General features: G+C 63.2%; 16 protein-coding genes. 8 read left to right on the forward strand and 8 right to left on the reverse strand.

Annotated elements, in window-relative coordinates:
* Positions 1 to 5: 5 nt before the first annotated feature.
* The 3 genes from ctaC to BEP01S_RS09230 are packed head-to-tail and all read left to right on the forward strand — an operon-like array spanning position 6 to position 2,970.
* Entirely contained in the window at positions 6 to 878 is an 873-nt protein-coding gene (gene ctaC, locus BEP01S_RS09220) for an aa3-type cytochrome oxidase subunit II (protein ID WP_039207704.1), read from the forward strand.
* The gene (ctaD, locus tag BEP01S_RS09225; RefSeq protein ID WP_062242469.1) at positions 875 to 2,572 is read left to right on the forward strand and encodes an aa3-type cytochrome oxidase subunit I; all 1,698 of its coding nucleotides are present in this window, start codon (positions 875 to 877) and stop codon (positions 2,570 to 2,572) included. Before ctaC ends, ctaD begins: the two co-directional genes overlap by 4 nt.
* Positions 2,569 to 2,970, forward strand: coding sequence for a cytochrome c oxidase subunit 4 (locus BEP01S_RS09230; protein WP_062242471.1), 402 nt, complete (start codon positions 2,569 to 2,571; stop codon positions 2,968 to 2,970). Before ctaD ends, BEP01S_RS09230 begins: the two co-directional genes overlap by 4 nt.
* Positions 2,971 to 4,161: 1,191 nt before the next feature.
* Here the strand turns inward: BEP01S_RS09230 and qcrB are convergent.
* From qcrB to ctaE, 4 genes are read right to left on the reverse strand one after another with little or no spacing between them, the layout of a single operon-like run.
* Positions 4,162 to 5,787, reverse strand: a complete 1,626-nt coding sequence (qcrB, locus tag BEP01S_RS09235; RefSeq protein ID WP_062242473.1) for a cytochrome bc1 complex cytochrome b subunit — start codon at positions 5,785 to 5,787, stop codon at positions 4,162 to 4,164.
* Positions 5,784 to 6,827: a cytochrome bc1 complex Rieske iron-sulfur subunit gene (gene qcrA / locus BEP01S_RS09240; RefSeq protein ID WP_062242475.1), complete on the reverse strand. Its 1,044-nt coding sequence runs from the start codon at positions 6,825 to 6,827 to the stop codon at positions 5,784 to 5,786. Before qcrA ends, qcrB begins: the two co-directional genes overlap by 4 nt.
* A 49-nt stretch (positions 6,828 to 6,876) precedes the next feature.
* A complete protein-coding gene (gene qcrC, locus BEP01S_RS09245; protein WP_062242477.1) occupies positions 6,877 to 7,662 on the reverse strand; it encodes a cytochrome bc1 complex diheme cytochrome c subunit in 786 nt (261 codons plus the stop codon).
* 57 nt (positions 7,663 to 7,719) lie between these two features.
* The gene (gene ctaE / locus BEP01S_RS09250) at positions 7,720 to 8,394 is read right to left on the reverse strand and encodes an aa3-type cytochrome oxidase subunit III (RefSeq protein WP_172169436.1); all 675 of its coding nucleotides are present in this window, start codon (positions 8,392 to 8,394) and stop codon (positions 7,720 to 7,722) included.
* A 197-nt stretch (positions 8,395 to 8,591) separates the two neighbouring features.
* Here ctaE and trpD point away from each other — a divergent pair, with 197 nt between their 5' ends.
* Positions 8,592 to 9,695 (forward strand): anthranilate phosphoribosyltransferase, encoded by a 1,104-nt coding sequence (gene trpD, locus BEP01S_RS09255; protein ID WP_062243011.1) that lies wholly within the window; start codon positions 8,592 to 8,594, stop codon positions 9,693 to 9,695.
* On the opposite strand, the gene BEP01S_RS09260 is transcribed toward trpD, so the two are convergent.
* Genes BEP01S_RS09260 through BEP01S_RS09270 form a run of 3 tightly spaced genes read right to left on the reverse strand, consistent with a single transcriptional unit; the run spans position 9,663 to position 12,736 of the window.
* Positions 9,663 to 11,420 (reverse strand): DEDD exonuclease domain-containing protein, encoded by a 1,758-nt coding sequence (locus BEP01S_RS09260; RefSeq protein ID WP_062242479.1) that lies wholly within the window; start codon positions 11,418 to 11,420, stop codon positions 9,663 to 9,665. The two genes, trpD and BEP01S_RS09260, sit on opposite strands and share 33 nt — an antisense overlap.
* A 46-nt stretch (positions 11,421 to 11,466) precedes the next feature.
* Entirely contained in the window at positions 11,467 to 11,919 is a 453-nt protein-coding gene (locus BEP01S_RS09265; protein WP_062242481.1) for a hypothetical protein, read from the reverse strand.
* Between the two features lie 28 nt (positions 11,920 to 11,947).
* Positions 11,948 to 12,736: an alpha/beta hydrolase gene (locus tag BEP01S_RS09270; protein ID WP_062242483.1), complete on the reverse strand. Its 789-nt coding sequence runs from the start codon at positions 12,734 to 12,736 to the stop codon at positions 11,948 to 11,950.
* Between the two features lie 106 nt (positions 12,737 to 12,842).
* Here BEP01S_RS09270 and BEP01S_RS09275 point away from each other — a divergent pair, with 106 nt between their 5' ends.
* Both BEP01S_RS09275 and BEP01S_RS09280 read left to right on the forward strand, forming a co-directional pair.
* The gene (locus tag BEP01S_RS09275; RefSeq protein WP_062242485.1) at positions 12,843 to 13,685 is read left to right on the forward strand and encodes a lysophospholipid acyltransferase family protein; all 843 of its coding nucleotides are present in this window, start codon (positions 12,843 to 12,845) and stop codon (positions 13,683 to 13,685) included.
* Between the two features lie 242 nt (positions 13,686 to 13,927).
* A complete protein-coding gene (locus tag BEP01S_RS09280; protein ID WP_025778331.1) occupies positions 13,928 to 14,509 on the forward strand; it encodes a MerR family transcriptional regulator in 582 nt (193 codons plus the stop codon).
* 212 nt (positions 14,510 to 14,721) lie between these two features.
* Here BEP01S_RS09280 and BEP01S_RS09285 read toward each other — a convergent pair whose 3' ends face one another.
* Positions 14,722 to 15,567, reverse strand: coding sequence for a ParA family protein (locus tag BEP01S_RS09285; RefSeq protein WP_052239803.1), 846 nt, complete (start codon positions 15,565 to 15,567; stop codon positions 14,722 to 14,724).
* Positions 15,568 to 15,743: 176 nt separating this feature from the next.
* On the opposite strand from BEP01S_RS09285, the gene BEP01S_RS09290 reads away from it, so the two are divergent.
* Positions 15,744 to 19,145 carry a pyruvate carboxylase gene (locus BEP01S_RS09290; protein ID WP_062242486.1) on the forward strand — a complete coding sequence of 1,134 codons (3,402 nt, stop codon included), beginning with the start codon at positions 15,744 to 15,746 and terminating at the stop codon, positions 19,143 to 19,145.
* Positions 19,138 to 19,644, forward strand: a complete 507-nt coding sequence (locus BEP01S_RS09295; RefSeq protein WP_062242488.1) for a peptide deformylase — start codon at positions 19,138 to 19,140, stop codon at positions 19,642 to 19,644. The genes BEP01S_RS09290 and BEP01S_RS09295 overlap by 8 nt, the downstream gene beginning before the upstream one ends.
* The last annotated feature ends 50 nt before the right edge of the window (positions 19,645 to 19,694 follow it).

Genomic DNA, 19,694 nt, shown 5'->3' on the forward strand with positions numbered 1-19,694 from the left:
TGCACGTGGATTCTCCGAATCAGTCAGGACCGCAGCGGTCCTGGGCGAAGCGGCTCGGCATTCTGAGCGCCGTGTTGATACCGGCGTTGCTATCGGGTTGCACTAAAGAGCAGATCGCCACAGGATTTTTTCCCGTCGAGTCGAAAGGCGCGACGAGCCACACGGACGCCTATACAGCGCTGTGGAACGGCGGCTGGATCGCCCTCCTCATCGTGGGTCTCATCGTGTGGGGCCTCATGCTGTGGGCCATGGTCGCCTACCGCCGCCGCAAGCATGATCGCGGTCTGCCGGTGCAGATGCGCTACAGCATGCCGATCGAAATCCTCTTCACCGTGACTCCGGTCGTCCTCGTCCTCGGGTTCTTCTTCCAGAACGTCCAGGTCATGGAGCAGACGACGGATGACACGACCCCCGGCGAGCAGGTCATCGAAGTCGCTGCCAAGCAGTGGGCCTGGGACTTCAACTACGAGACCGAAGACGTCTACTACGCCGGCACTCAGGTCGAACTCGACGGCACCGAGAAGCCCGAGGAGACCGCTCCCGTGCTCTACCTCCCGGTCGACACCGACCTGGAGATCCGTCTGCACTCCCGCGACGTCCTCCACTCCTTCTGGGTCCCCGCCTTCCTCGAGAAGCGCGATATGATCCCCGGCCACGATCAGAGCCTGCATCTGCGCGCCGAGAAGGAAGGCGAGTACGTCGGCAAGTGTGCCGAGCTGTGCGGCGAGTACCACTCGGAGATGCTTTTCAACGTCAAGGTCGTGTCCAAGGAAGAATTCCAGGACTACACGCAGTCGCTTGCCGATCAGGGCAACACAGGCCAACTGGGACCGGAGTACGATCGCAACTGGTACCCGAAAGAAGGTGCTGAGAAATGACCGCCACGATGGATCAGGCGGCTCTTGACGCTCCAGTAGTTCCACGGAGCAAGGGCAAGATCATCGTCGACTGGATCACGTCGACTGACCATAAGACGATCGGGTACATGTACCTCATCGGTTCGTTCTTCTTCTTCTGCGTCGGCGGTGTGATGGCGCTCATCATCCGTCTCGAGCTCTTCGAGCCCGGAATGCAGATCGTTGAGACGAAGGAACAGTACAACCAGCTGTTCACCATGCACGGCACGTTGATGCTGCTGATGTTCGCCACCCCGCTGTTCGCCGGCTTCGCCAACGTCATCATGCCGTTGCAGATCGGTGCACCGGATGTGGCTTTCCCGCGACTGAACGCCTTTGCGTTCTGGATGTACCTCTTCGGCAGCCTCGTGGCCATCTCCGGATTCCTCACCCCGCAGGGTGCGGCATCATTCGGCTGGACCGCATATGCACCATTGAGCAATACGACGTTCACACCGGGCGCCGGTGGTAACTTGTGGGTCCTCGGACTCGGTCTGCAGGGCTTCGGAACCATTCTCGGCTCCGTCAACTTCATCACCACTGTGATCACCATGCGCGCACCGGGCATGACAATGTTCCGGATGCCGATCTTCACCTGGAACGTTCTGGTCACCGGCATCCTCGTGCTCATGGCCTTCCAGCCCCTGGCAGCATCGCTGCTGGTGCTCGGCTCCGACCGCATCCTCGGTTCCCATGTGTTCAGTCCGGGCAACGGCGGACCGATACTCTGGCAGCACTTGTTCTGGTTCTTCGGTCACCCGGAGGTCTACGTCATTGCGTTGCCGTTCTTCGGAATCGTCACAGAGATCTTCCCGGTATTCAGTCGCAAGCCAGTCTTCGGCTACAAGGAACTCGTCTTCGCGACAGTCGCCATTGCTGCTCTGTCGGTGACCGTGTGGGCACACCACATGTACGTCACGGGCGTCGTCGCACTGCCGTTCTTCGCGTTCATGACGATGCTCATTGCGATTCCGACAGGTGTGAAGTTCTTCAACTGGATCGGCACGATGTGGAAGGGCTCGATAACGTTCGAGACGCCCATTGTGTGGTCGATCGGCTTCCTCGCCACGTTCCTCTTCGGTGGTCTCACCGGCGTCATCCTGGCCAGCCCCGCCCTCGACCAGCAGGTGTCTGACACCTACTTCGTCGTGGCTCACTTCCACTACGTGGTCTTCGGTACCGTCGTGTTCGCGATGTTCGCCGGATTCTACTTCTGGTGGCCCAAGTGGACGGGCAAGATGCTCAACGAGAAGCTCGGACACATCCACTTCTGGATGCTGTTCATCGGCTTCCACGGAACCTTCCTCGTCCAGCACTGGCTCGGTGTCGACGGAATGCCGCGTCGTTACGCCGACTACCTGCCGCAGGACGGCTTCACCTGGATGAACCAGGTGTCGACGGTCGGTTCGCTGCTGCTGGGTCTGTCCATGGTTCCGTTCTTCTGGAACGTGTGGATCACCCACCGCAACGCACCCAAGGTGACGGTCGACGACCCGTGGGGATACGGAGGATCGCTCGAGTGGGCAACCTCGTGCCCGCCCCCGCGTCACAACTTCACCTCGCTGCCGCGGATCCGTTCCGAACGTCCTGCGTTCGACCTCAACCACCCCGAATTGCTCGAGTATGCGGGACACTCGCATGAAGAGCAGCTGACGGCAGGAGGAGCAGTCAAGTGAGAGCTTCCATCTTCGTCTTCATGTTCTCCGCAGTGTTCTTCGTGATCGTTGGGATCATCTACGGCTTCGCCACCGACTTCGGAGAGCTTGCCGGGTTCCCGGCACTGCTGCTCCTCGGTGCGATGTCCGCGATGATCGGCATCTACCTGTGGCTGACTGACCGCCGTGTCGGTCGTCAGCCCCAGGACAACGACGATGCTGAGATCTCCGATGCTGACGCCGACTACGGTATGTTCAGCCCCTGGAGCTGGTGGCCCATCACCTGCGCCGGTGCTGCAGCTGTTGCCTTCTACGGAATCGCAATGGGTTGGTGGATCTTCCCGTTCGGTGTCGTGATCGGCATCGTTGCGCTCATCGGACTCACCTATGAACACGATCGCGGCGATTTCGCCCACTGATTCGGTGAACTGATTACCCAGCTATGGTGGCCCGGACTCGAGACGAGTCCGGGCCACAATGCTATTCACCAGCTGCCAGCCGGCCAACACAGCGGAGCAGGAACGTTGTTCGGACCGAGACGCTACCCCCGGAGAGCCCATCGATGCCTACCGGACTGTGAGTGGCCTTCCGAGGCCCTCAGAGCCAGTCGCCGAGTCTTCCTAGCGGTTGCGGTGCCCCAGCAGGTCAGTGGCTGCCGACGAGAACTGCTCCGACTATGGACTTCCTGGACTGATCGTCGGATTGCACCTGGTGGCGCCTCTGGAGTCCGACGGTGTTGTCGAGTGACCCAACTGATAGGTTGTCGCATTACTCATCTGAATGATGTCGACCCACTTATCAGACACGGGCTAAGTGATTTCTGCGGTGCACGGCTGGCACGACTGGCAGAAGGCGATTCTGGTGCACGTTGTTGGTCTGAAGTCATCACTTTCTTCGGTGAGCATTTCAGAACATTCAGTACCAATTCGCCAGATCGCACCATTGCGAAGAGGCTGTTGTGCCGACCCAATCGTCTTTAGCGACTTGTGGTGCAGCACTGTTCGTGGAGATGGTTCACGATGACCCCTGCTCCAGCGCATGCATATGGGCTGTAGGTCGGGTCTGAGGCAGTCGGGGAGGTGGCCGCACCCAGTTTGCAGGAACTTTGTCCGATAAGCGACCAGACACTACACCTTTGGGATCTGAACATGGACGGGGCATAGCGAAGAGGTCGAGAGGGCACCGGCGCGATCTGCGTCGAGGCGTCTGAAGCCCGGGTGACAACCTGTGGTCTGATAAGGCACCGTGCAACGGGTCTAGGGGAGTGGCATACTCCGATTCTCCACTTCTCTCGACAGACTGCCGTCCAAATTGCTGTGCCGAGCTGACGCGCACGTGGTCGTGCGTTCAGAAACTACCTGTGAGGCCGTCTAGGGCCTTCGGAAGTATCGGACGGGTAATAGCCATCCAGTAAGTGTTGAACGCGCCCGTGGTGGTCCAGAGCGATTCGAGAAGCAGCGGGTGACTCACAGTGCGTTAGTCGAGCGGTTCCGAAGGAGGAGGACAGAGTGCATGGCGGGGGAGTGAGGCACGTCCGGACCGTCTGTGAATAGAGCGAGGGGCTCAGCAGTTGAACTGCTGAGCCCCTCGAGCTTGGCTGGACTGACCGGTCAGTGTCCGAGCTCGTTGTTGTTCGAACCCTCGACCGCGTCGTGGTCGTGGTGCGAAGCTTCGAGCTCCTGCTTCGTCACCGGAGCCACGCGATCTTCGAAGAAGAAGCGAGACAGACGTGCACGCAACTTCTCCATACCCGTGATCTTGCCCTCGGCATTCGGTTCGGCCGGAACGTAAGCCGGCGATTCGAATGCGGTGATCTTCCACAGCTTGTGCGGAGGAAGAGCCTCGTGGCGTTCGAGGAACTCACCGTGCGGCAGACGGATGATGTGGGCCGTCTCCCGTCCGTGCAGAGCGATCTCGCGGTCCTTGCGCTGAAGTGCCAGGCACATGCGCTTGGTAATGACATAACCGATGATCGGTCCGAAGAAGAACAGGAACCGGAAGATGTAGATCATGTCGTTGAGCGACATCTGGAAGAACACGGCCACGATGTCACCCGATGCAGCCGCCCACATGTTGCAGTAGAAGATGATTCCTGCAACGCCGATGGCGGTACGAGTCGGGTTGTTGCGCGGACGATCGAGGATGTGGTGTTCCCGATGGTCCTTCTGCAACCACGCCTCGAAGAACGGGTAGATGAACATGACAGCGAACACGCCGCCCATGACGATCACGGCACTGTTGATGTTGAACGAGATCGGCCATCCGAAGATGTAGAACTCGAACCAACCCGGAACGATGCGGAGGAATCCGTCGGCCCAGCCGATGTACCAGTCAGGCTGCGTACCAGCCGAAACAGGTGACGGGTCGTAGGGACCGTAGTTCCAGATCGGGTTGATCGTGAACAGAGCCGAGATGAGTGCGAGCAGACCGAAGATGAGGAAGAAGAATCCTCCGCCCTTGGCCGCGAAGGTCGGCAGAACCGGCTCTCCGACGACGTTCTTCTCGGTGTTGCCTGCACCCGGGTACTGGGTGTGCTTGTGCACGACGACGAACATCAGGTGGATGCCGATGAGCGCGATGAGCAGAGCCGGCACGATCATGATGTGCAGGGTGTACAGGCGCGCCACGATGTCGATGCCCGGGAACTCGCCTCCGAAGAGGAAGAACGAGATGTAGGTTCCCACCAGCGGCAGCGACTTCAGGATGCCGTCGATGATTCGCAGACCGTTGCCGGAGAGCAGGTCATCGGGGAGGGAGTAGCCGGTGAAGCCGGCAGCCATGCCCATGATGACGAGCAGAACACCGACGACCCAGTTGAGCTCACGCGGGCGACGGAACGCACCGGTGAAGAACACACGCAGCATGTGGATGCTCAAGGCAGCGACGAAGAGCAGAGCGCCCCAGTGGTGCATCTGTCGAATGAACAGACCGCCGCGGATCTCCAGCGAGATCGCCAGAGTCGAGTCGTAGGCTTCGGAGATCTCGACGCCGCGCAGCGGCAGCCACGGTCCGTCATAGTGCAGCTCGCCCATGGCGGGCTGGAAGAAGAACGTGAGGAACGTTCCCGACAGGACGACGATGACGAAGCTGTAGAGAGCAACCTCGCCGAGCATGAACGACCAATGCGAAGGGAAGATCTTGCGACCGAACTCGCGCACGAGGACGGATGCCCCGACGCGGGTTTCGGCGAAGTTCGCCGCCTTCCCGATGGTGGTGGTTGGCTGTGTAGTACTCATGGGTGGTTGATCTCCCAGAACGTAGGTCCGACAGGCTCAGGGAAGTCCGACTGGGCAACCAGGTAGCCTTCGCTGTCCACGGTGATGGGCAGCTGAGGAAGCGGTCGTTTGGCCGGGCCGAAGATGACCTTGCAGTGTTCCGTCACGTCGAATGTCGACTGGTGGCAGGGGCACAGCAGGTGGTGCGTCTGGTGCTCGTACAGCGCCACGGGGCAGCCGACGTGCGTGCAGATCTTCGAGTAGGCGACGATGCCGTCGTGCGACCAGTCCTTGCGGTCCGGATCCTCTTTGAGTTCCTTGGGATCGATGCGCATGAGGAGCACGGCCGCCTTGGCCTTCTCGTTGATCGGGTGATCGCTTGCTTCGTGATCGCCGATGCCCGAAGGCAGGACGTGGTAAGCCGAGCCGATGGTGACTTCGTCGGCCTTGATCGGACGCTCGGAGTCCACAGAGGGGATTCCGCCCGGATCGCGGATCAGCCGAGTGCCCTTCTCCCATAGCGTGTTGAACAGCTTGTCGCCCGGCAGCGGACCGAGGTCGCGGAAGACGAGGACCGCGGGCAGCGGAGCGATCGCAAGTGCGGCGATGAGCGTGTTGCGGATCAGCGGGCGACGGGCGATGCCCGATTCTTCCTTGGCCTGGTGGAGGATCTCGAGCGCAATTGCCTGATCCTCTTCGCTGCCGCCGATGTCATGACGTTCGTCGATGCCCTCGTGATCGCTCATGAGGTTCTTGGCCCAGAGCACAGCGCCGAAGCCGATGGAGAACATCGCGACAGCGGCGCCGAGGCCGACGAACATGTTGTGGAGGCGGATGCTCTGCATCGATTCGCCGGGGGTGAACAGGAAGTAGGCCACGATGAACCAGATGGTTCCGATCATCGAGAGTATGAACCAGGCAGCTACCTGTCGTTCGGCGACCTTCTCGGCGCGCGGGTCCGAGTCGGACAGGCGCGGTTTGTGCTCGGGCAGACCTGGGTTCGTGAACCCGTTCAACTCCTCGAGCTGGCTGCCGCCGCCGGAGTGCTCTTTCGAGGTCATTGAATTCCCCGTCTATTCTCGTAATTGATGGTGAACGACACTGTCAGACTCACTTGGCCCTGGATGACAGCCACACTGTCAGACCGATGACGGCAGCAAGTCCGAAGAACCAGATGAACAGACCCTCTGCCACTGGTCCCAGCGAACCGAGCTTGAAGCCGCCGGGGGAGGGGTTGTCCGAGACTTCCTTGACGTAGGCGATGACATCGCGCTTGTCTTCGGGAGTCAGGTTCGCGTCGTTGAAGATCGGCATGTTCTGCGGGCCGGTCTGCATCGCTTCGTAGAGGTGCTTCTCAGACACGTCGGCCAGGTTCGGTGCATACTTGCCGCGAGTCAGCGCACCGCCGGAGCCGACCACGTTGTGGCACATGGCGCAGTTGGTGCGGAACAGACCGCCGCCGGCAGCCGGGTCGCCCTTCGAAGCATCGAGGTACTTATCTTCGGGGACTGCGGGTCCGGGGCCGAGCGAAGCAACGTAAGCAGCGAGCTGAGCAGTCTGCTCTTCATCGAACTGCGGTTCCTTGACGCGAGCCTGCGGGCCGTTGGCCTGCAGCGGCATACGTCCGGTGCCGACCTGGAAGTCAACAGCAGCGGCGCCGACACCGATGAGGCCAGGTCCGGCCTTCGTGCCTTCGGCGTTCATGCCGTGACAGGTGGCGCAGTTGGCCGCGAAGAGTTTCTTGCCTTCTTCGATGTCAGAGGCGCTGGCTGTGTCCGCCTTGGCGCTCGAAGTCTGCGTGAAGAGTGCATAGGCTCCGCCGGTCAGCAGCAGTCCCACGAGAAGAAGCGCGACCAGCGCCATGGGGTGTCTGCGGCGATCTGCTAGAAGCTTCACTTGATCGTCCTTTGCTTGAAGTGTTGTGAGTCCTGGGGGCCGAGCATCTCAGGCCGGCTACTGGAGCAGGTAGATGACGCCGAAGAGACCGATCCAGACGACGTCGACGAAGTGCCAGTAGTAGGACACGCAGATTGCGAATGTGGCTTCGTGGTGACCGAACTTCTTCGCTCCGTAGGCACGTCCGATGACGAGCAGGAAGCAGATCAGTCCGATGGTCACGTGGATGCCGTGGAAGCCCGTGGTCAGGTAGAAGACGGAACCGTAGCCGTCGGAACTGATGGAGATGCCCTCGCTGACGAGAGTCGCATACTCCATGACCTGACCGGAGACGAAGATCGCGCCCAGGGCGAAGGTGAGGTAGAACCACTCGACCATTCCCCATTTGGCGATGTTGAACAGCGAGCCGGTCCGCCGTGGGCGGAACCTCTCGGCTGCGAACACGCCGATCTGGCAGGTGAACGAAGACGACACCAGGATCAACGTGTTGCCCAGGGCGTAGGGGATGTCGAGGATCTGGGTCCTCGCCTCCCATAGCTCCGGCACGACGGATCGGACGGTGAAGTACATGGCGAAGAGCGCGGCAAAGAACATCAGGTCGCTCGCGAGGAACACGATGAAGCCCACCGTGGTCACATTCGGACGATTGACAACCGGATGTGCTGGCGCTGTTTGAGATGCAGTGGCAGTTGACACAACCCCATTATTACCCGTCTCGGGGTGAGTTTTCATCTTTTACCCAGGTTTCGAGAAAGAAATTTCTACACGACGTAGCAAAAACCGCGATTTGGTGCCGAAATCTCGATTCGGAAGCACCTTCCACCCGCGTGTCGAAGTCGCGATAGTATGCCGCAGGTAAGGTCCGCCCCATGCAACGGGGCGGCGGCAACGCCTAGTGAGAGTTCAAACGGATGACCGATTCCACGCCCATGACCACCACGGCAGCCCTGGCGTCCGAGGCCAGCACCACGGTTCCGGCGGCCGATGTGAACTGGCCCGACCTGCTTATGGCTCTCATGCACCAGCAGGACCTCGACGGCGTTCAGGCGGCTTGGGCGATGGATCAGATCATGTCCGGCAAAACCGCTGATGTGACAATGGCCGCATTTCTCGCCGCGCACCATACGAAGGGGGAGACGGTCGAGGAGATCGCCGGTCTTGTGGCCGCGATGATGGACCATGCCGTTCCCCTGCCCGGTCTTGAAGACTCCGTCGACATCGTCGGAACCGGAGGCGACCGCGCGAAGACGGCGAACATCTCCTCGACTGCGGCCATGATCATCTCCGCGGCCGGTCAGCGGGTCGTCAAACACGGCAACCGCGCGACATCCTCGGCGTCGGGTTCGGCTGATGTGCTCGAAGCACTCGGCGTGCGATTCGACATCACACCCGAGCAGACCGGTCAGATCGCCCACGAGGTCGGGCTGGCCTTCTGCTTCGCCAACGTCTTCCACCCGTCGATGCAGTTCGTCGCCGCAGTGCGGCGCCAGATCAACGTCCCCACGGCCTTCAACATCCTCGGCCCGCTGACGAACCCCGCTCGGGCTCGGCATACGGCCATCGGCGTCGCCGACGCCCAGATGGCTCCTCTCGTCGTCGGCACTCTGGCCAAGCGCGGCCATCAGGCCGTGGTGTTCCGGTCGCGTGACGGCCTCGACGAGCTGAGCAACACCGCTGCCAACGATGTGTGGGAAGTCCGCCACGGCGAGATCGAACACACGACCTTCGACGCACTCGATCTCGGCTTCGAACGGGCGACGAAGGACGATCTGCGCGGCGGCGGCCCGGATGAGAACGCCGCCATCACCCGAGCGGTACTGAACGGTGAGCGATCGGCCGTGCGCGACATCGTGGCCATCAACGCCGCAGCGGCTCTCGTGGCCGCGGACGAATCGGCTGTGGGTTCCTTCACCGAACGCTTGGCTGTCAAGCTCGAGACTGCGGTGGAGACGATCGACAACGGCGGCGGAGCGAATAAGCTTCAGCAGCTCATCGACGTCTCACACCGGGTTGCTGAGACGAACCGCTCCTGAGCTGTGCGCGTGGCTGGTCGCTCCCTGTCGGGGCAGCGACCAGCCACGGTCGTCTGCGGGGATCACGGAGATGAGTTCGGCGGTCTCCAGCCAGCCGGCCAGCAGTCGAGTCTCCTCCGGAAGTGAGTCGGTCTCCTGGGGCATCGGACCGGGGGCGGGCACCCATTCGGCCGTCGACTGCAGTGCCGTCAGGGACTCTCCCATCGACGGCCTCGCCGAGACATGGCCAGCGCCGGCGAGTTTCCCGTGGCGGATGATCGCCAGGTCCCACCCGGAGTCGAATCCAGGCGCGGCCGCAATCAGTTCGGGCACTCTCCGCAGCGCCGAGACCTGTTCCGCCCGTGAGGCTATCGCCACCGCGGAGCGCATCGCGTCACGGACCTCTGCGGCCGTTTCGAATCTGGCCTCTCCGGCCAGCCGCTGCATCCGCTCTGCGGCCAAGCGCTGCAGTGAAGACAGGTCACCGGCGAGCAGATCGATGAGTTCGCTGATGGAGCTCCGATAATCGTCCGTATCCGTGATTCCCGCGCACGGACCTCCGCACTGACCGACTTGTGCACTCACACAAGGACGATGTTCGCCGAGGCTGCGCTTCGTGATGGTCGCTGTGCACCTCTTGACCGGGTAGAGGGTGTCGAGGAGTTCCTTGACCGCCTGTGCTGACTTCCGCGATCGGAACGGTCCCAACGGCGGGGCGGGGGAGCGTTCGAGAGCCGAGTTCGCCCGGACCACCGACAGTCGTGGAAAGAGCTCATCGCTGAGCACGATCCATGAATTGCGTTCCGGATTCTTCGATCGTCTGTTGTAGGGCGGCGCCAGCTCGCCGATGAGGCGGATCTCGCGGACTTCGGCCTCCAGCGCGTGAGCGCAGGGAAGGCAGCTGACCTCCTGCGCCGCGGTGATCATCTCGGCCATGCGGCCGCGGTTCTCCGAGGCGTTGAAATACCCGCGCACCCGCCTGGCCATATTCCCGGACTTGCCGATGTAGAGGACACGGCGTGTGCCGTCGAGGAACATGTACACGCCGGGTTCGGACGGAACGCCCTTGGCCAGATGGGATTTCGCCTGTCGCTTCGCCCAACCGGACTGCCGGACGGTGGACAGCTCCTCCAGGGTGGTCACACCGTAGCCGCCGAAGCGTTCGAACAGATGGTGGAGGAGCTCGCCGGTGGCGCGAGCGTCGGAGAGCGCACGGTGATCGGGTTCGACCTGAGTGCCGAAATGTGCGGCGAGGGTCGAGAGCTTGTGATTGCGCACTTCGTCACGGCCGACGACACGGCGCGCCAGCGTCACGGTGTCGAGCACCGTGGACGCCGGCCAGTGGTAGTCGAGGCGCTCACACGCCGAGCGGAGGAAGCCGATGTCGAAGGGCGCGTTGTGGGCGACCAGCACAGCGCCGATGGAGAATTCGAGGAAGCTGGGCAGAACCGAACTGATCGAAGGGGCGTCATCGACCATCGCATGGGTGATGCCGGTGAGCCGGGCGACGAATGGGCTGATCACGGAGTGCTCGGGTTTGACGAGGGTCTGGAATTCGCCGATGACCTCGCCGCCGCGAGTTTTGACCGCACCGATCTCGGTGATCTCCGACTGTCCGGCCCGGGTGCCGGTCGTCTCGAGGTCGACGATGACGAAGGTGACGTCTGACAGGGGAGTGCCGAGACTGTCGAAGGACAGCTGAGTGTTGTGCAGTGCGCTGGGTGCGCGGTCGAACGGGGCGGTCATGATGTTCAGTCTCTCAGGTGTCCCTGACACGAGCAGTCAGCATCGTTCACACCGAAGAGCCGTCGCCGTCGTCGGGAGAACGATGGCTCGGAAGGTGGAAGAACAGGCCGACCGCTCCGCCGATGCCGACGGCCAGACCGATGAGCAGGTACCAGCCCGGCAGCGGTCGGAAGAAGATGACGCCGATGAGCAAGAGCAGGACTGCACCGAGGGCCGCGGCCCAGGACAGGACCAGAGTGGGCGAAGCGGTGCGCCACCCGATCGGTTCAGCCGGTTCGGGTTCCCAATGCTCGGCATCCTCGAGGGCGTCGCGGACATCCTCGGCGGGCATATCGCCCATGGTCGCCGAGGGCTCGGCGATCTGTCGGACGAGGTCATCCCATTCCTCGTCGCTGATGCGGGATCGGTCCTGTCCGATCCTCTCCGGATCGGGAACGTCTCGTCGCCAATCCTCCCGGCCTTCGTCGTCGGGAGTCGAAGCGCTTCCGTCGTCGTTCATGTCTGTTTCAGCAATTCCTCCGGCCGAGCTATTCCCCGGTCTCCGACGGGGAGTGAACGGCCGCCTCGGTGCGAGCTGCCTGCAGGACCGCCTCGGCGATGGTGTCCGCATCGAAATCGAGGGTCGCGACGTGTCGGGACCGGCGTAGGGCGACGATGTGCGGCGGGTGCGGAAGGTCCGAACGCAGCGCGCGCTGCGTGCGCGGACCGACGACATTGTCCTCTCCGGAGATCATGGCGGTGACGGGGCAGTCGATCTTCCACAGGTCCTCACGCACGGTCGTCAGCGCGCGATGAAACGAAGCCATGGGGGCCAACGGCGTCCTATCGTAGGCGTACTCGTCACGGTCCGGATGGGCGATGTCTCCGCCGATGGACGGGATCGTGCGCACGAAGTGCTTGAGCACTGGCAGCAGTGGAGCGAAGGGGGAGTCGACGTAGAGGGCGGGATTGACGACGATGATCTCGTCGGGTGATGCCTCGGCCGCGGCCAGAGACAGGGCCAGGGCTCCGCCCATCGACAGTCCGGCGACGATGACCCTGTCATGATCGGCCTGCAGCCGGCCCAGCTCCGTGCGCGCCTCGCCGAGCCAGTCGGCCCATCCCGTGGAGTCCATGTCCTGCCAGGTGGTGCCGTGTCCGGGCAGCAGGGGAACGCTGACGTCGATGCCCTCAGCGGCGATCGCGCGGGCGATCGGCACCCAGGAGACAGGGGAACCGGTGATCCCGTGCAGGAACAGGACCGCGGTGGATGAACCGGCGCCGAGGCTGCGGAAAGCGGCCGTCGGATCCGGCCTGAGTGTGAAATCGATCTCCATGGTTCCAGCATGGCACGGATGCGACGTCAGCGGCCTTCGCTGTTCATGGTTCTTGTCGATATATGATTGCCGAGGACGACAAAGAGTCGTAGTCGGAAGGGTGCGCGTGTTCTACTGGTTTCTCAAGCGGGTCCTCGCCGGACCCATCCTGCGGATCCTCTTCCGTCCGTGGGTGCGCGGCCTGGACAATCTGCCGGCCGAAGGTCCAGCGATCATCGCGGGTAACCACAACCACTTCATGGACTCGATCTTCGTCCCGCTGCTCGCCCCACGCCCCGTCGTGTACCTGGCGAAGAAGGACTACTTCACCGGCCGCGGAATCAAGGGAGCGGTGACACGCTGGTTCTTCAAGCTCAACAACCAGCTGCCCATGGACCGCGGCGGCGGCTCGGGATCCCAGGCTTCGCTTGAATCGGGATTGAAGGTTCTCCGCGAGGGCAACTCGCTGGGCATCTACCCCGAAGGCACCCGCTCGCCCGACGGAAAGCTCTACCGCGGGCGTACCGGCATCGCCCGCCTCGTCCTCGAATCCGGAGCACCTGTGATTCCCGTGGCGATCATCGGCACGGACAAGCTGCAGCCTGCCGGCCGCCTCGTCCCCAAACTCCGGCGTGTCGGCGTCGTCTTCGGCTCACCGATGGACTTCTCGAAGTACGCGGGCCTTCCGGTCGATCGCTTCATGCTGCGGTCCGTCACCGACGAAATCATGTACGAGATCATGCGCCTGTCCGGTCAGGAATACGTCGACACCTATGCGTCGACGGTCAAGACGAAGCTGCTGACGAGCGCGAAGCCGAAGAAGTCCGAGTCTGAGAAGGACTCGGCTAAGGGCTCAGGTGCGGCGAAGGCCAAAGGCACCGCGAAGACACAGGGCGCCGCGAAGACACAGGATTCCTCGGGCCGGGACGAGCCGGAATCGGGTACAGAGAGCCCATCGACTTCGGCCTGACAGCCCCGACTCCTTCCGCTCGGAACTGCCTGAATGACAACCATGTGACATGTTCGAATACTGCGATAACGGCGACACGCTGAAATTGTTACCTCGAGGTGTTTGTCCTGGCCGGGACGGCAGAATAACTTGGAGTTGTTGAATCCCACTGTAGGTTCGCTGGGAAGAGGGCTAGAATGACTATGTTCTCGGTCCTTCCAAGCGACCTTCGCTTCCCCCAGGGACTTTAAGGAGGAGTCGGTGTGAACCGCTCAAGTCATGAAAGCGTCGACATGACGCCGATGCCGTCAGCAGCTCAAGGGCTGCTGTTCGATGATGATCTGCCCGTACTCGATGAAGAGGCCGGCTACCGCGGTCCCACCGTCTGCAAGGTCGTCGGCATCAGCTACCGTCGCCTCGACTACTGGGCGCGCACCGACCTGGTGACCCCGTCGATCCGCAATGCGACCGGATCCGGCAGCCAGCGGCTCTACAGCTTCCGTGACATCCTCGTCCTCAAGATCGTCAAGCGGCTCCTCGACACCGGCGTCGGACTGCAGTCGATCCGCACAGCGGTCGAGCACCTGCGCTCCCGCGGCGTCGAGGATCTTTCTCAGATCACCCTCATGTCAGATGGCGCCAGCGTCTTCGAGTGCACGTCACCCGATGAGGTCGTCGACCTCCTCCAGGGCGGACAGGGCGTATTCGGCATCGCCGTCGGTCGCGTCTGGAACGAAGTCGAAGGCACGCTCTCCGAGTTCCCGAGCGAACGGATTCCCGAAGACGACGCGGCGCTCGAGGCCATGGACGAACTCGCTGCCCGTCGCGCACGCAAGTCCGGCTGACAGCCGGCAGAGAACTCACACCACCACCGAGGCGGTCCGCTCAGTTCGAGCGGACCGCCTCGGTTTTCGTATGGGATCTGATGGATGGCGTCTGCGGCGCATCGATCGTGACATCGACAGCGCGTGATGTTCCTGTGAATGCAGAACTGCCGCCGCGAAGTCAAGTTCGCGACGGCAGTCGAATTGCTGCTGGGGGAGCGGCGTCTAGAGACTCACTTCTTCTCGGACTGCTGCGCACCGTTCTTCGCCGGGGCGGCGCCACGCCGACCGCGGATGTTCTCCGAACGCAGTGCGCGTTCGAGAAGAGCATCGAAGGAGCCGGCGACGTCCTCGGCGGGCTTGCCGGGCCAGGAATGGATCGGGCGTGCCGATCCCTGAGCCTGCTGCAGGACCGCACGTTCGGCCAGAGGCGGATTGAGCACGAGCGGACCGAACATCTCACGCATCTCCTGGATGCGATAGTCATGCTCGGTCGAACCGGCACGCACACGGTTGACGACCAGGCCGAGAGGCTGCAGGTCGGCGGCGCCACGCTGCCGCAGCTCATCCGTCGCGCGCAGCGCACGGTCGGCAGCCGCGACGGAGAACAGGCTGGGCTCGGTCACTACTGCGACTCGGTTGCTCGCCGTCCACGCCGTGCGGGTCAGACCGTTGAGGCTGGGCGGACAGTCGATGAGGACGAGCCGGTAGCCTTTGGCGATCCGAGTGAGGGCATCTTGGAGCCGGCGCAGATAGCGCTCGGACAGCGAAGGCCGATCGAATTCTGCGGCACGCGGAGAACCGGAGATCACATCGAGGTGGCCGAGCCTGTCGCCGACCCACCCGGACGGGATGATCGCCTCGGACAGGATCTTCTGGGACTTCGGAGCAGCGAGCACATCGGCGATGTCGACACGCGTCGAGGTCGGCACATCAAGGCCGGTCGACGAGTCCGCCTGCGGGTCCATGTCGACGACCAGGGTGGGAATCCCCCTGTTGTAGGCCGCCGAGGCCAGACCGAGCGTCACGGATGTCTTACCGACTCCGCCTTTGAGGCTGCTGATACTTAGGACAAGCACCCTCCTACGTTAACGTATCGGCGGCTGCCGAGCCGTGCCGACCACGCCGAGACTCACGTCTCAGTCCAAAGTGACCCCCCGGTCGCAGAGGTGTTCCAGGTCACTGAGTAGAGTATGTTTCCGACAGCTTGTCGAACAGTCGCCCAGTGCGGCCGATACAGAAGTGAGAGACACCTATGTTCTCTAAAGTTCTCGTGGCCAACCGCGGAGAGATCGCCGTCCGTGCGTTCCGTGCCGCCTATGAGCTCGGAGCCTCCACAGTCGCAGTCTTCCCCTATGAGGACCGCAATTCCGAACACCGCATGAAGGCTGACGAAGCCTACATGATCGGTGAAGAGGGTCACCCTGTCCGCGCCTACCTCAGCGTCGAAGAGATGCTGCGGGTGGCGAAGGAAGCAGGCGCCGACGCCATCTACCCCGGCTACGGCTTCCTCTCCGAGAACCCCGATCTGGCACGCGCCTGTGCCGAAGCCGGAATCACCTTCATCGGCCCGAAGGCCGATGTGCTCGAACTGGCCGGAAACAAGGTCCAGGCACTGGGCGCCGCACGCAATGCCGGCATCCCCGTGCTCGACTCCACCCGTCCTTCGGCCGATATCGCCCAGCTGCTCGCCGATGCCGAATCGATGGAATACCCCCTCTTCGTCAAGGCAGTCGCCGGCGGCGGCGGACGCGGAATGCGCCGCGTGGCACAGGCCTCGGATCTCGAGGACGCCCTCAAGGCCGCCATGCGTGAAGCCGAAGGCGCCTTCGGCGATCCCACGGTCTTCATCGAGCAGGCCGTGCAGCGCCCCCGCCACATCGAGGTCCAGATCCTGGCCGACAACGACTCGAACGCGATCCACCTGTTCGAACGTGACTGCTCGGTGCAGCGCCGGCACCAGAAGGTCGTCGAGATCGCTCCGGCCCCGAACCTCGAGCCCGAGATCGCGGCCGCCCTGCACGCAGACGCCCTGAAGTTCGCGAAGGCCCTGGGCTACCAGAACGCCGGCACCGTGGAGTTCCTCCTCGAAACCGACGGTCCGCGCGCCGGAAAGCACGTGTTCATCGAGATGAACCCGCGCGTCCAGGTCGAGCACACCGTCACCGAAGAGATCACCGACGTCGACATCGTGGCCTCCCAGATGCGCATCGCCGCCGGGGAGAGCCTCGAGGAGATCGGCCTGCGCCAGGAGGAGATGCGCATCAAGGGCGCCGCTCTGCAGTGCCGCATCACCACCGAGGATCCCGCGAACTCCTTCCGTCCCGATACGGGAACCATCACCGCCTACCGCTCTGCCGGTGGTGCAGGCGTGCGCCTCGACGGTGGAACCGTCCATGCCGGTGCCGCCGTCAGCCCCCACTTCGACTCGATGCTCGTGAAGCTGTCCTGCCGCGGCCGTGACTTCGCTCAGGCCGTCGGCCGTGCCAAGCGCGCGCTGGCGGAGTTCCGGATCCGCGGCGTGTCCTCGAACATCGGATTCCTGCAGGCCGTCCTCGACGATCCCGCATTCGTCGCCGGTGACCTGTCCACGTCCTTCATCGAAGAGCGCCCGCAGCTCTTCGATGCGCGTGTGAGCGCCGACCGCGGCTCGAAGCTGCTCGACTACCTCGCCGATGTCACGGTCAACCGTCCTCACGGCGAACCCGGTCTGCGCATCCGACCCGGCGACAAGCTGCCGAGCATCGACCTCTCCGCGGCTCCTGCTCCGGGCAGCCGTGACCGCCTCGCTGAGCTCGGCCCCGAGGGCTTCGCTCGCGCGCTGCGCGAACAGACCGCTCTGGCCGTCACCGACACGACGTTCCGTGATGCCCACCAGTCGCTGCTCGCGACCCGTGTGCGCACTCGTGACCTGCTGGCCGTCGCCGGCCACGTGTCCCGGATGACGCCGGAGCTGCTGAGCATCGAGGCCTGGGGCGGTGCCACCTACGATGTGGCCCTGCGGTTCCTCGGTGAGGATCCCTGGGAGCGTCTCGAGGCCCTGCGCGAAGCGGTGCCCAACATCAACCTGCAGATGCTCCTGCGCGGACGCAACACCGTTGGCTACACCCCGTACCCGACAGAGGTCACCGACGCCTTCGTCGATGAGGCCGCTCGCACAGGCATCGACATCTTCCGCATCTTCGACGCCCTCAACGACGTCGAGCAGATGCGCCCGGCGATCGAAGCCGTGCGCGGTACGAACACCTCGGTGGCCGAGGTGGCTCTGTGCTACACCTCTGACATCCTCGATCCGCGGGAAGAGCTCTACACGCTCGACTACTACCTGCGCCTGGCCGAGCAGATCGTCAATGCAGGTGCCCATGTGCTCGCCATCAAGGACATGGCCGGACTGCTGCGTCCCGCCGCCACGGCCAAGCTCGTGACGGCCCTGCGGGAGAACTTCGACCTGCCCGTCCACGTCCATACGCACGACACTGCGGGCGGACAGCTGGCCACCCTGTACGCTGCTGCTTCTGCCGGTGCCGATGCTGTCGATGCCGCCTCGGCGGCCATGGCCGGAACCACGAGCCAGCCGAGCCTCTCCGCACTCGTCGCCGCCTTCGAGAACACCGAACGCGACACGGGCATCAGCCTCGATGCCGTCAGCGACCTCGAGCCCTACTGGGAATCCGTGCGCAAACTCTACGCACCCTTCGAGTCCGGGCTCGCCGGACCGACCGGTCGCGTCTACCGCCACGAGATCCCGGGCGGTCAGCTGTCGAACCTGCGCCAGCAGGCCGTGGCACTGGGCCTGGGGGAGCGGTTCGAAGACATCGAGAAGATGTACGCGGCCGCCGATTCGATCCTCGGCCACCTCGTCAAGGTCACCCCGTCGTCGAAGGTCGTCGGCGATCTGGCGCTTCACCTCGTCGGTGCCGGAGTTGCACCGGAGGAGTTCGCTGAGAACCCGGACAAGTTCGACATTCCGGATTCCGTCATCGGATTCCTCAACGGCGACCTCGGTGATCCTCCGGGTGGATGGCCCGAGCCGTTCCGCACGAAGGCTCTGGCCGGTCGCTCCGCCAAGCCGCTCGTCGAACACCTCGAACCTGCGGATGCACAGGCCCTGGAGACCCCGGGCCGGGACCGCAAGGACAAGCTCAACGAGCTGCTGTTCCCCGGACCGACGAAGGAATTCCTGGCGATGCGCTCGAACTTCGGAGACCTCTCCGTCGTCGAGACCTCCGAGTACCTCTACGGACTCACCGGCGGCGAAGAGCATGCCGTCGAACTCGCCAAGGGCAAGAACCTGCTCATCGGCGTTCAGGCCATCGGCGGAACCGACGAGCGCGGCATGCGTTCGGTCATGTTCACCCTCAACGGTCAGCTGCGTCCCCTGCAGGTGCGTGACCGGTCCGTCGAAAGCGAAGTCAAGACGGCAGAGAAGGCTGATCCGAACAACCGCGGCCATGTCGGCAGCCCGTTCGCCGGCGTCGTGACCATGCAGGTCAACGAGGGCGACAAGGTCGAGGCCGGCGACACCGTCGCCACGATCGAAGCCATGAAGATGGAAGCGACGATCACCACGCAGACGGCAGGCACCGTCTCCCGTGTGGCCATTGCCGACGTCCAGCAGCTCGAAGGCGGAGACCTCGTCGTGGTGATCGATGCCTGAACGCGAGATCCGGCTGTGGGGCGACCCCGTGCTGCGCAGCCAGTGTGAGCCGGTGACTGTCTTCGACGAAAACGTCGAAGCGCTGGCCGCCGACCTCGTCGACACCGCACGGCCCGAGGGCCGTGCGGCCGTCGCCGCCCCGCAGATCGGCGTCGGTCTGCGGGCCTTCGGCTATGACCTCGATGGTCGCACCGGCTATGTCATCAATCCGGAGATCGTCGAGCTCGGCGGGGAGCTGCGCGATATCGAAGAAGGCTGTCTCTCCGTTCCCGGACTGTTCTTCCCCACCCCGCGCTATGAGTTCGCTCGGGTGCGCGGGGTGGATGCGAAGAATCAGCCAATCGAAATCGAAGGCACGGAAGTCTTCGCTCAGATGCTTCAGCACGAGGTGGGCCACCTCGACGGGCAGGTCTACATCCAGACCCTGCCCGCAGAGCGCCGGCGGGAAGCCATGAAGGCGATCCGCTCGGCGGACTGGTTCCTTGCACGCATGTCCTGAGCACATCGATTCGCTTACCGTCGACTCGCACACCGTCGACCAATTCGACT

The sequence above is a fragment of the Brevibacterium epidermidis NBRC 14811 genome (genome assembly GCF_001570805.1).
GTDB lineage: Bacteria > Actinomycetota > Actinomycetes > Actinomycetales > Brevibacteriaceae > Brevibacterium > Brevibacterium epidermidis.

Bases quoted from the DNA above. Each gene is read 5' to 3' on its own strand.
- ctaD (WP_062242469.1), top strand. From the start codon at position 875: ATGACCGCCACGATGGATCAGGCGGCTCTTGACGCTCCAGTAGTTCCA.
- qcrB (WP_062242473.1), bottom strand. From the start codon at position 5,787: ATGAGTACTACACAGCCAACCACCACCATCGGGAAGGCGGCGAACTTC.
- qcrA (WP_062242475.1), bottom strand. From the start codon at position 6,827: ATGACCTCGAAAGAGCACTCCGGCGGCGGCAGCCAGCTCGAGGAGTTG.
- ctaE (WP_172169436.1), bottom strand. From the start codon at position 8,394: ATGAAAACTCACCCCGAGACGGGTAATAATGGGGTTGTGTCAACTGCC.
- trpD (WP_062243011.1), top strand. From the start codon at position 8,592: ATGACCACCACGGCAGCCCTGGCGTCCGAGGCCAGCACCACGGTTCCG.
- BEP01S_RS09260 (WP_062242479.1), bottom strand. From the start codon at position 11,420: ATGACCGCCCCGTTCGACCGCGCACCCAGCGCACTGCACAACACTCAG.
- BEP01S_RS09265 (WP_062242481.1), bottom strand. From the start codon at position 11,919: ATGAACGACGACGGAAGCGCTTCGACTCCCGACGACGAAGGCCGGGAG.
- BEP01S_RS09270 (WP_062242483.1), bottom strand. From the start codon at position 12,736: ATGGAGATCGATTTCACACTCAGGCCGGATCCGACGGCCGCTTTCCGC.
- BEP01S_RS09290 (WP_062242486.1), top strand. From the start codon at position 15,744: ATGTTCTCTAAAGTTCTCGTGGCCAACCGCGGAGAGATCGCCGTCCGT.
- BEP01S_RS09295 (WP_062242488.1), top strand. From the start codon at position 19,138: ATGCCTGAACGCGAGATCCGGCTGTGGGGCGACCCCGTGCTGCGCAGC.